Raw genomic sequence first — 10,575 nt, 5'->3', positions numbered from 1 at the left:
AACCTAGCAAGAAAAGTGGAGGCCGCCCGCTTATCGGCGAGGTGCGCTGGAGGGCCTGCGAGGAGGCTCGAACCAAGCAAAGCTTGGTTCTGCGTGGGTGGTATCACAGGAGCGTAAGCAATGTGTCGCCGCCGCAGCAGGACCGAAGCGTCGCGAGCCGATGGCGGCTGGAACTAGACAGTACGAAAAGTGGAAGCGCCGCGATTAGCTCTCGAAGCCAAATGTTCTTCACCCGCAGGGGTGCTTGCACCCCGAGGGGGAAGGTTATTTGGCAGAAGAGAGCTAGGCGCTGGAACTGGACAAAGAAAAGCGCAGGCGAGCGGCTTCTTCCAACGGTTATCTAGTTTTGAAGGAATGAATTTTTCTCATGATGCGGAAGTAGTTCAGTGGTAGAACACCACCTTGCCAAGGTGGGGGTCGCGGGTTCGAGTCCCGTCTTCCGCTTTTCCATCATGCGCTCGTAGCTCAATTGGATAGAGCATCTGACTACGGATCAGAAGGTTAGGGGTTCGAATCCTCTCGAGCGCGTTTATTAACTAACTTCAAAAAAGGTATTGACAAAAAAACAATTAGCGATTATATTTTTATTGCAGTCGTTTCTAAGACAAGTCCTAATGATATTGATCATGCGGGTGTAGTTTAATGGTAAAACCTCAGCTTCCCAAGCTGAAGTCGTGGGTTCGATTCCCATCACCCGCTTTCCTTTTATTTTTATTGTGTAATCGGAGAGATCCCCGTTTTAAAGCGGGGATATTAGAGTGTGATCCGTATCATGTCCCAGTAGCTCAGCTGGATAGAGCAACGAGCAAAGTCATCTTCGAAATGGCTACGAGTTGTCCCGACGCACCAAGCTTCCTTGAGTAGGCTTGTAGAGGAAGGGACAGCGGGAATATTGGGGTGTCCTGTTGATTATGTCCCAGTAGCTCAGTTGGATAGAGCAGCGGCCTTCTAAGCCGTCGGTCGGGAGTTCGAGTCTCTCCTGGGACGCCATTTCCATACGAAAAGAACGCGCAAAAGGCGCTGGAACGAAGTTCTCCGATCGCCAGGAAAGAAGATTGATTCCATGTGCGAGAGGGGAATTTTTTATTTGGTTATAAGAGCCGACAGTGGGAATATTGGAGTGTTCTGTCGATGATGTCCCAGTAGCTCAGCAGGATAGAGCAACGAGCAATGACTTCTATGAACCCGCTACGAGTTGCCCCGACGCATCCATCTTCTCGAGTAAGCTTGTAGAGGAAGGGGCATCGGCCCTAAGCCGTCGGTCGGGAGTTCGAGTCTCTCCTGGGACGCCACTTACATACGATTCGTTCGGGTTAAAATCCTCAAAACCCTTGATACGACCGCGTTTGCGGTCGTTTTTCATTTTTTGGGAATCCCGAAAAAAAACGATAGGATCCGAAAAAATTTTGCACGAATTTTGCACCGTGATCACAAGGCATTATAGAGTTCCACCATGGTTTGATCTACCTGCCGCGATTCTTTTTGTTCCTTCTCGTCTATGATGTGAGAGTAGAAATCTTCATCTGAAAGAGCGTGCAAACGTTCCGAAAGAATGTGCAAAATCCAGAATAATCCGTAAAAATTTTGCACATGATTTCCGAATCCTCCTGAAATAATTTGAAAAAGGGATTCTGAAATAATGTGCTAATTTACATTAAGATATTATGAAGAGAATGTTAATTATATTTGTATTATAATTACAAATATTGAATAAAAAATGATTAGTGTTATTATTTGTATTGAAGGAAATCCTCCTCATCCAGATATAGGCGATTATGGAGACCCTGACAAAAGAGAATGGAAACAGTATATATTATCCTGATACAAATGAAGAAAGTGTGATGAGGTGTCCATTAAAAAAGGAGAGATTAATATATGCTAAGTAGTTTTTTTGCTTCGGTTCTTCTTGGCTTATCTTTATCAATTCCGATTGGTCCTATTAACATAGAAATGGTGAAGCGGGGAATAAAGTACGGATTTTTTCATTCATGGGTTGTCGGATTGGGAGGAATGTCAGCGGATATTGTACTAATGTTTGCCATCTTTTTTGGCTTATCCGTTTTTTTAACAAAATCTGTTGTACAGCTCATCATGTGGTTTTCTGGTTTCTTAATTTTGTGTTATTTGGGTTATGATAGCATAAAGGAGGCATTTAAAAAGGTTGAAATAACCGGAGAGGTTAACAAAGAAGGTTTATTCAAATCATATCTTTCTGGCTTCTTTATAGCTATATCGAATCCACTTAATATTGTTTTTTGGGTTAGCATCTATGGATCTGTATTAGCGATGGAATTGAATTCTATTGAAAGGTATCATGCACTTGCTAAAAGTAGTGCGATATTTCTGGGGATCGCATTATGGGATTTTACAGTAGCACTCTCTGTACATTTGGGAAGAAAAATGATAAGTCAAAAGTGGCTAAAATGGTTATCTGTTGCTGCAGGGATTTCTTTGATTGGATTTGGTATAAGCTTTGGATATAGAGCCTTTAAAACGTTTCTACATATGATATAAGTTTCGGTATCTAAAATCGTTATGATATACGGTACATCTCTCCGAAGCAATCTCTTTATTGACAGGGAGAGTATTTAATGTATCAAGCCATAAAAATAAAAGCCTCCTTTTGGTTTACATCTCACATTTCGCACCCTGACAGGGTAGAAAGAAAGGATTTTTTATTTCGTTTTTCAGGCAGGTCCATTCATCCTTGAAATATCAATAATTTTGTGATGTGCTTGTTATCCCTTCTGGGGGGACGCCATTTACATACGAAAGGAACGCACGAAGTAGCGTGAAAAAAGTCTCCTATTGCGAGCGCCGGATCAGAGGGCGCTGTGATAGGAGACTTTCGTTTTTGATTAAACATATACGGCGAAATCGCACGGAAATAAATCTCCTATCGCGGTTTAGCTGAATTGTGATGGGAGATTTTTTTCTTCCGTAGGCAATAGAACCTCTATTTGTCTGGGCCGGGCTTGCCGACCTTTCTCTCTTTTGGCATCGCACGCTTACTGCGATCGCAGAAGCATTTTTTCGTTAATGGAACAGCTGTGTTTTGTCTTGCAAATGAAAACAAATTGAAACGTTCCTTTCCGCGAAAGTTTGTTAAAATATATAGAATAGAAATAAAATCATAAAACGTGCCATACAATGAACATGCATGGCAAATATACGAGTCAGGTGATCGACATGGGGTTTGAACAGCAACTTGTTCATAAAACATTTTACGAGACGTTGATCGAGGCGGGAGAACGCGACGTTGTCAGCGCGCTTGGCGATATTTTTTTCACGGCGCATCGGGATGGCGCTGATTTGTCGTCGATTCGCTTTGCCCAAGGGGAAGTGTATTTCCACCGCCGCGATTATGAGGCGGCGATCTTTAAATGGGAACAAGTCCATCACGACGATTTGCGCCCGTGGGCGCAAAAAAACATCGCCGACAGCTACTATGAGCTTGGGCGGCTCGAGCTGGCCGAGGAGCTGTACCGTTCGATTGAGACGGCAAGCGAAACGTTGCATGCGGAAATCATTTTGCGTCTGTTTTCGCTCTACCGTGAGTTGGGGGAAAAAGCGAAAGCGGATGATATGATTAAGCGCGGCGTGACGTTGTATCCGGATTATCCGAACATGACCGAATGGGCGCGCGCCTTTTTCGAGGAGCAAGGTGATTGGGAAAGCGCCGTCGAGCTTGCTTTAGGAGAGGCGGTGCGGACGTCGGCGCGCCGCTGGGCGGACATCTTGACCGGTTATGTGGAACAAGGACATGCGCGAACGATGGCGCCTGCGCGGTTTTCACGCTGCCTGGCGCTGTTGTACGAAACGGATCGCGTGAAGTTTGAACGGCTTGTGCAGGCGCTATGGAACGGTTATCGGGATGGAGACCTCTATTTTTCGTGGCTCGCGGAGTGGAACCGCCTCTATGACGAGTTGGCGATCGGCCGCGACTACGACTGGAAGCGAATTCCCGACCTTTTAGGGGAAGCCTATGCGGGATTGATGAAAGGGCCGTACCGATTGAAAGAGTTGGTGGAAGTTGTTCCACCGCTTGTCAAAAGCTGGGCGAGTTTAGCCGACGGTCCGGAGACAGCGGTGGCCGCGGCTGCCGTGTTGGCGTGGAGTGAGAAATTTCCTGAGGCGTTTGAAGAAGATACGGTCAACGACGCCGCTAAGCGGCTCGTCCATGCGAAACGGCAAGCTGGGGAAGCGGGTGTGTCGCTATTTGAAGAAATTGCCGATTGGGCGGAAGAGCAGCGGGCGGGCTCGCATTTCCGCTTCCGCTGGTTCGTGCGGCAGCTGTCCGATTCGCGGACGCATTTCATTTTGGTCGCTGGGGCGTCACGCCATGAGCGGTTGGCGTTTTTGCGGACGTTGGTCGGCGAGGCAGCGTTGGCGGCGCCGTCTGCGCCGGTGCTTGCGTGGAGAAACGGCGGGGAGATGGAAGTCGCGAAAATCAGCGACGACCAGTTTACCGTTTTTTCGAGCATTGACGAATTTCAACAGGCAACGGGCGGCCGCGGAAGCCGGTTTCCCGATGATGTCGTTATCGAGTGCAGAGCACCGTTTTCACTCGTGCCGCAAGGGATTGTCTTGTTGGATATAGGCCCGCTCGGCGGGCGCGCTTCATCCGACCATGAAGCGCTTGTGTCGTTTTCGCTTGCTGATAGCATTCTTTTTCTTCTCAACGGCGAGGATCCGTTTTCTAGCGCCGATGAACAGTTGATGCTGCAGCTTCGCGAGCGGGCGCCGTCTGCGCCGATGTACGTTTTGCTTCCTCCGGGCGACGGGATGGTGGATGAAGAGGAGACGGCGAGAATCGTTGAGGAAGTGGAAGCGCACGTTCGTACGATCGTTCCGGAAGCCAATGTCATGGTCTATTCGCCGCATGCGCCAAGCCGCAAGCAGCAACAAGCCCTCGTCGGCTGGCTTGAGGAGATGCGCCGCTGCGTGTCCCCTGTCCGCCGCGAGGAAGCGATTTTAACGACGATCCGTCAGTTCATCGCTCATTTGTTCCGGCAGCGGGTCGAGGCGGAAAGCCGACTGGCGGAGCTGGTCGTATGGAAAAAAGAAATGGCGGCCAAACTCAGCGGCGCCATTCATCAGCTTGGCGACCTGCAAGAGGAGAAAACGGCCAAAACGGCAAAGTCGTTCCGCACCGTCTTGGCGGAAATGCGGGGCGAGCTGTCAGCGGCGATTCCCGATCTGTTGCGCAACATGGCGGATCTTGTGAGCGAAGACAGCGATTTTTCCCGCTTGCATCTTGAACTGAACGACAAAGCGAACGAACAGCTTCGCGCTTATCTCGATGAAGAGGCGCTGCCAAAGCTGCGCCGCGCCATGGAACAGTGGATTGCAGCGACGGAAGACGAATTCAACGAATGCCAGGTGTTTTTGCATGAAATGGGCGAAGGGTTTAACGCCATGTTCGGCGAGGAACGGCTCAAGCTCGAATGCGACTTTCGCATTCTCGCCGATTGGCGGCGCGATACGGATCGGTTGATCAGCGGGGTGCAAGTGGGCAAGGTGAACTTTTTCTTGCGGAGAACGCCAAGCCAGCTGCTGTTGAAAGGGGCGGGCAAACTGCTCGGTGCCTTTGCGCAAAACAAGGCGATGCTGGCGCAAAAGTATAAGCAGTTCATCCAGACGCAAGATTACGCTGAGGTGGTGGAGGCGATCATCCAGCAGTTGCTACTGCCGTTTGAATGGTTTGCCAAATCGCTTGAACGCGACGTTACCCAATTTTTCCATTCGCCATTAACGGCGCTCGATGAAACGTTGAAACGGCTGGAGCTGGAGATCGCTGCCCAGGAAGGCGAGCTCAAACATATGCGCAAAAACCCTGAGGCGTACCGCGACCCGCTCGTGCTCTTTGGCATTCGTTTGCGGCAATGCGAGCAGCTGGCGCAGGCGGCATCTGCCGCTGTGCACTTGCTGCAGGACGAAAACAAACCAATCGGTTCGGTCTAATGGTTCCGTGCGGAACCGTGCTTGAACGGAATAAGGCTGCGTCAACGGTCGGGTCTGGCCGCTCGTTTGGCGCAGCCTTATTGTTTAGAGCTGGCAAAACCGATTACGACAGTTCGAATGCCCAGTTGCCATTGTGGAAAATCGGCTCGCGCTTCCCGTCTTTCGTCACGCCGTCAATGTTCAGCTCAGCTGAGCCGATCATAAAGTCGACGTGGACGAGGCTGTCGTTGACGCCGCGACGGTCGAGTTCGTCTTTGGACAACGACGCGCCGTTTTCGATATTGGTCGGATACGCCTTGCCGAGCGCCAAATGGCAAGCGGCGTTTTCGTCAAACAGCGTGTTGTAAAAAATGAGATTGGACAGCGACACCGGCGATTGGTGCGGCACGAGGGCGACTTCCCCGAGGCGGCGCGCCCCGTCATCGGTGTCAAGCAAATGCTTAAGCGTCTCATATCCTTGTTCGGCGCTGAAGTCGACGACTTGACCGTCTTTGAAAGTGAGCGTAAACCCATCGATCACGTTGCCGTTGTAATTGAGCGGCTTCGTGTTGCGCACCGTGCCGTTGACGCCGTCTTTATGCGGCATCGTAAACACTTCTTCGGTCGGAATGTTTGGATTGAAGCGCACGCCGCTTTGGCTGGTCGCCGCGCCGCCGTGCCAGACGTGGCCGTCGACGAGCTCGACCGTGAGATTGGTGCCGGGCGCTTCGTAAACGAGCTGTTTGTATTGCTTGTTGTTTAAGTAATCGACGATGCGGGCGAGCCGATCGTTATGTTCGCGCCAGGCAGCGATCGGATCGTCATGATCGATGCGGGTGATGCGGAAAATCGCTTCCCATAATTTGTCGATGGCTTCTTCATCACGCAGATCGCCAAATACTTTTTGCGCCCAAGCCGGCGTGGGGACGGAAATGAGCGACCAGCAGTTCCGATCGGCCATAATGGCGCTTCGGTAGTTGGCGAGCGCTTGAGCCGCTGTTTTATTGGCGGTCGCGATCCGCTTTGGATCGACGTCTTTTAACAAGTCAGGATTCGGGGCGTAAATGGATAAAAAGGCAGCGCCTTGTTCGGCGAGTTCTTCCATCGCTCTCGCCCGCCACATCGGATACTCGGAAAACGCTTCCTCAGGGGCGTGTTGAAATTTGATGTATGTAAGCGCCTCGTCGTTCCACTCGACATACACGTGCTTCGCCCCGGTTTCGTACGCGGTTTTGGCGATTTTGCGGACGAGCGGCGCCGCCTCGAGCGGGGCGTTGACGAACAGCGTTTGCCCGGGCTGAATGTTCACGCCCACCTTCACCGCCAGCTCGGCATATTTGTTTAATTCGTTTTCCCAACGATCCACTTCGGTCACTCCTTTTTTTGGTGTCAAGTCCACTTTAATACAATGTTGTTCCCTTTGGCAACTTTCATACAGCCCGGCCGCTGGAATAAACGACATACCATGATCATAAAAGTAATAATAAAAGAGAAGACAGCAGGAAGGGAAAACGATTGGACAGCAGCGCCGGCATTGTCGTCTCCGCACGATGGCAATGCCGGCTTTTTCTACGAAAGGGGGGATGGCTGGAAGAGAAGGAGAGCACGGAGCGATGGCGGCCAAGCGAATGATACAACGGGGAGGAGAAACGATGAATGGCATCATTTTGGCGGAGCTCGTCCTTTACTGTTTGGTCATTGCGGCGCTTGGATATCGGTACGGAAGAAGAGAGATGAGCCACTCCGATTTTTTGCTTGGCGGAAAAAAACTTCCCGGTTGGGCGCTCGCGTTTTCCGAGCGGGCGACAGGCGAATCGGCATGGCTGCTGCTTGGCTACACCGGGTTTGTGTTTGCGAGCGGGCTTTCTGCCATTTGGGTGGCCGTCGGCATTGTCATCGGCATTGTGTGCGCCTGGCTCTTTTTGGCGGACCGTTTCCGCCAAGAGGCAGAGCGACATGGAGCGCTGACTTTGCCGGGCTATTTAGCCAAGCGGTTCGGCGCCCACGGGCGAACGATTTTGTGGCTTTCGACGGTCCTTATTTTCAGTTTTATGATGTTTTACTTTAGCGCGCAAATCGCCGGTGCGGGCAAGACGTTGTTTGCCGTGTTTCATATCGATCCGAAGCTTGGCATGGTCATCAGTGTGGCGATTGTCATCATTTTGTCGTATACCGGCGGCTTTGTCAGCGTCGTTTGGACGGATATGATTCAAAGTGTGCTTATGCTGGCCACGCTCGTCATTTTGCCCATTGTGGCGCTCGTGGAAATTTACAGCGGCGGGCTGTCGATCAGCGCGGCGCTTCATCAGGCCAAACCGGGCCTCGACTCATGGACGGGCGGGGCAGCCGGTTTTGCGCTCGGGCTATTGTTGTTTAACAATTTTGCCTGGTTTTTCGGCTATCTTGGCGGCCAGCCACAGTTGAGCGTTCGCTTCATGGCACTAAAAGACACCCGCGAGGCGAAAACGGCGAAAACAGTGGCCATCATTTGGACGCTGCTGGCGTATGGCGGAGCGTTTTTGATCGGCCTTGCTGCGCTCGCGCTTTACCAAAATCAATCTTTCGCCGATGTTGAAACGGTGTTGCCGCATATGGCGTTGGATTTGCTGCCGCCGTGGCTGGCGGGGGTGCTTTTGTCGGGCATTTTGGCCGCCATCGTGACAACAGCTGATTCGCAGCTGCTTGTGATCACCAGCTCCATTAGCGAAGATATTGTCCGCCGCTCGCTGCGCCTCTGCCTGTCGGAAAGGCAGCTTGTCGCCCTTTCCCGCGCGGTGGTGGTCATCGCCGGGCTGCTTGGCTTGGTGCTGGCGATGACATCGGAAACGCTTGTGTATTTCATTGTCAGCTGGGCGTGGGCGGGAATCGGCTGCACGCTGTCACCGGTGATTTTACTCTCCTTTTTCTGGAAGCGGTATTCCGGCATCGGCGCCATCGCGACGATCGTTGCCGGTTTTGTCAGCACGGTCATTTGGATTTCCTCGCCGCTTGAAGCCATCATTAGCTCACGGTTTACGACGTTTGCCATTGCCTTAATCGCCGGCGTGCTGTTTAGCCTGTTGTTTCCTGACCGGCAGCAGGCGAGGTAACCTGCCAAGTGGCTGATACGGATGCCTCCCCCGCGCGGCAAGGGGGGGCATCGCTGTCATTGCTGTTCGCTGTCCAAAAACTGACGTACGATCTGCGCGCATGCCTCTCGATCGTATCGGTGGTAGAAAGTCGTTGCAAACCGAGCCGGATCGCCGAAGAAAAACCGCTCATACAGCGTTTGCCGCGTCCCGAAGGCGCTCATCGCCAGATCCCAGGCGAAGCAGAACAGCTGCACCCGCTGTTCGGCGGGAAGCGTCGCCGCTTGCAAGTACCGGTCCAAATCCGGACGGAGCAGGGAAGAAAAGTCCGCTTCCGTCGGCAAGCAGACAAGCCCGCTTGCCCCAAGCAGCTGAATGATGTCGGCAAAGCGCGGGTACAAGCGCGGATACAAAAAAGCGGCGGCATAAAGCGGGGCGGGATCCGGCACCATCGTGCCGCGCCGGTCTGGTTTGGCATGGAGTTCCGCGGCAAGGAGCATCCCCCTGAGCGCCTCCAAGGCAGCGGCGATTTCTCCGATTTTTTCCTGCACATGCTGGTATCCGCCGATTTGGATCGCCTCGCTAAGCAGTTCCACTGTCCCAAGAAAAAACTCTGTTTTGACAATGCGCCGCGCCAGCACTTGGTGAAGCAGCATAATCGCCAAATGGGTTTCTTCCTCCATTTCCTTGGCAAACCAGGCGTTTTTGTAGAAAAACACCCGGTCCCATGGCACGAGCACTTCGTCGAATACGACCATGGCATCGATTTCATCAAAGCGCGAGCTAAGCGGGGCGTCAAACGACGAAGTGCCTGCAGCCAACGGCGGCCGGCAGACGAACTTCAGCCCCGGCGTGTTGCCTGGAATCGAAAAGGCGTACATGTATTCATCGCCAAGAAGCGCTCCGCCGGCCGGCAAAACGAGAAGTTCGTCGGTCATGCCGCCTTGGGTGGCGAGCAGGCGCGCCCCTTTGATGATGAGCCCGTTCGCCGTCTCACGGATGACTTTAGCAGCGATCGGCTCGCCGTCTTCTTCCATGTAGCCGAGGGAACGGTTCACTTGCGGATTGACGAACGTATGGGTAAACGACAAGTCGTTTTTGACTGCCCGCTCATATAGCTGCTCGATATGTCGGCCATACGATGGGTGCTGCTGCGCGAAAAAATCAGCAGCCGAAGCGAGCGCCATAACGGCAGTGTTCATATAGTCAGGAGAGCGCCCCATCATTCCTGCCGTCAAGCGCGCCCATTCTTGAAACGCCAAGCGCCGGTGTTCGAGATCCTCTTTGGTCGTCGGCCGCAAAAACGCTGCGCCGGCCAGCTCTCCCGCCGGCGTGCGGAACGTGAGCACCGGCTGCCTGTGAGGATCGTGCTGGGCGTCGTATAAGCGGGCTTGGGTCCGCATGACACCGGCGAAGGCGGGGTGTTCCGACAGCTTTCCCTCGACCTGCTGGCCGTTGATCCATACATTTGACCGAAGATTGTCAATGCGCTCGATATATTGGGCCCCGTTAATAATGGCCATGATCGCCATCCCCTTTTTTGCAAAACCGTTTATGGCTATTG

At 52.3% G+C, this 10,575-nt stretch carries 6 protein-coding genes and 4 tRNA genes; 8 read left to right on the top strand and 2 right to left on the bottom strand.

Translation table 11 applies throughout. The features are described 5' to 3' along the window. Positions 1-372: 372 nt before the first annotated feature. The 7 genes from BRO54_RS08730 to BRO54_RS08695 all read left to right on the top strand — a co-directional run bounded on the left by BRO54_RS08730 (position 373) and on the right by BRO54_RS08695 (position 5,964). Positions 373-444: transfer RNA gene (locus tag BRO54_RS08730), tRNA-Gly, on the top strand. 10 nt (positions 445-454) lie between these two features. Continuing rightward, positions 455-528: transfer RNA gene (locus tag BRO54_RS08725), tRNA-Arg, on the top strand. A gap of 100 nt (positions 529-628) precedes the next feature. Then, positions 629-699 (top strand) — tRNA-Gly (locus BRO54_RS08720). Positions 700-913: 214 nt separating this feature from the next. Then, positions 914-990 (top strand) — tRNA-Arg (locus BRO54_RS08715). A gap of 727 nt (positions 991-1,717) precedes the next feature. Further along, positions 1,718-1,822: a YqcI/YcgG family protein gene (locus tag BRO54_RS20995; RefSeq protein WP_074043696.1), complete on the top strand. Its 105-nt coding sequence runs from the start codon at positions 1,718-1,720 to the stop codon at positions 1,820-1,822. A gap of 53 nt (positions 1,823-1,875) precedes the next feature. Beyond that, a complete protein-coding gene (locus tag BRO54_RS08700) occupies positions 1,876-2,514 on the top strand; it encodes a LysE family translocator (protein ID WP_074043695.1) in 639 nt (212 codons plus the stop codon). 636 nt (positions 2,515-3,150) lie between these two features. Next, positions 3,151-5,964 carry a tetratricopeptide repeat protein gene (locus BRO54_RS08695; RefSeq protein WP_074043694.1) on the top strand — a complete coding sequence of 938 codons (2,814 nt, stop codon included), beginning with the start codon at positions 3,151-3,153 and terminating at the stop codon, positions 5,962-5,964. A gap of 103 nt (positions 5,965-6,067) precedes the next feature. On the opposite strand, the gene BRO54_RS08690 is transcribed toward BRO54_RS08695, so the two are convergent. Next, the gene (locus BRO54_RS08690) at positions 6,068-7,309 is read right to left on the bottom strand and encodes an aminopeptidase (protein ID WP_074043693.1); all 1,242 of its coding nucleotides are present in this window, start codon (positions 7,307-7,309) and stop codon (positions 6,068-6,070) included. A gap of 286 nt (positions 7,310-7,595) precedes the next feature. On the opposite strand from BRO54_RS08690, the gene BRO54_RS08685 reads away from it, so the two are divergent. Continuing rightward, complete coding sequence (locus tag BRO54_RS08685; RefSeq protein ID WP_074043700.1) at positions 7,596-9,032, top strand: sodium/proline symporter; 1,437 nt, start codon at positions 7,596-7,598, stop codon at positions 9,030-9,032. A 56-nt stretch (positions 9,033-9,088) separates the two neighbouring features. Here BRO54_RS08685 and hpaB read toward each other — a convergent pair whose 3' ends face one another. Beyond that, the gene (gene hpaB / locus BRO54_RS08680; RefSeq protein WP_074043692.1) at positions 9,089-10,534 is read right to left on the bottom strand and encodes a 4-hydroxyphenylacetate 3-monooxygenase, oxygenase component; all 1,446 of its coding nucleotides are present in this window, start codon (positions 10,532-10,534) and stop codon (positions 9,089-9,091) included. Between the last annotated feature and the right edge of the window lie 41 nt (positions 10,535-10,575).

Source organism: Geobacillus proteiniphilus (assembly GCF_001908025.1).
GTDB lineage: Bacteria > Bacillota > Bacilli > Bacillales > Anoxybacillaceae > Geobacillus > Geobacillus proteiniphilus.
Note: the sequence above shows the minus strand (reverse complement) of the source record. Positions and strands in the feature narration are given on the sequence as shown.

Coding starts and splice junctions, on each gene's coding strand:
- BRO54_RS08700 (WP_074043695.1), top strand. CDS start 1,876: ATGCTAAGTAGTTTTTTTGCTTCGGTTCTTCTTGGCTTATCTTTATCA.
- BRO54_RS08685 (WP_074043700.1), top strand. CDS start 7,596: ATGAATGGCATCATTTTGGCGGAGCTCGTCCTTTACTGTTTGGTCATT.
- hpaB (WP_074043692.1), bottom strand. CDS start 10,534: ATGGCCATTATTAACGGGGCCCAATATATCGAGCGCATTGACAATCTT.
- BRO54_RS08695 (WP_074043694.1), top strand. CDS start 3,151: ATGAACATGCATGGCAAATATACGAGTCAGGTGATCGACATGGGGTTT.
- BRO54_RS20995 (WP_074043696.1), top strand. CDS start 1,718: ATGATTAGTGTTATTATTTGTATTGAAGGAAATCCTCCTCATCCAGAT.